Source organism: Paraburkholderia sp. SIMBA_027 (assembly GCF_046535315.1).
Taxonomy (GTDB): Bacteria; Pseudomonadota; Gammaproteobacteria; order Burkholderiales; family Burkholderiaceae; genus Paraburkholderia; species Paraburkholderia tropica.
The window spans coordinates 1-307 of record NZ_JAWRWY010000298.1 but is presented as its reverse complement, the minus strand read 5'-3'; the positions used below and the strand labels follow the sequence as shown (position 1 = coordinate 307).

Genomic DNA, 307 nt, shown 5'->3' with positions numbered 1-307 from the left:
CGGCAGTTGCAACGGCATCAGCGGCAGCGCCAGCAGTACAAGCAGTACAAGCCGCACCGATAGAACCACCGGCAGCAGTACAAGGCGGCACCCCGCCGGAGCACGTCGTCGACCAGGCGGTGCAGGCGGCGGGTGAATGGACTGACGGCGAACCGGCACAGACCGGGCAAGCCGCGGGAACCGGCGATGCAAACGAAAGCGCCGGCCCTCATCTGAAAATTACGCTCCGGGGCGTGGACGAGAAGGACCAGGAACTGCTGGCCGAAGAGCTCGGCAACCTGGGGAACATCGTCGGGCGGGTCAAGAG

General features: G+C 65.8%; 1 pseudogene. It reads left to right on the top strand.

Annotated elements, in window-relative coordinates:
* Positions 1-307 (top strand): annotated as a pseudogene (locus tag SB764_RS39165) (chemotaxis protein CheA); the annotation flags it as partial.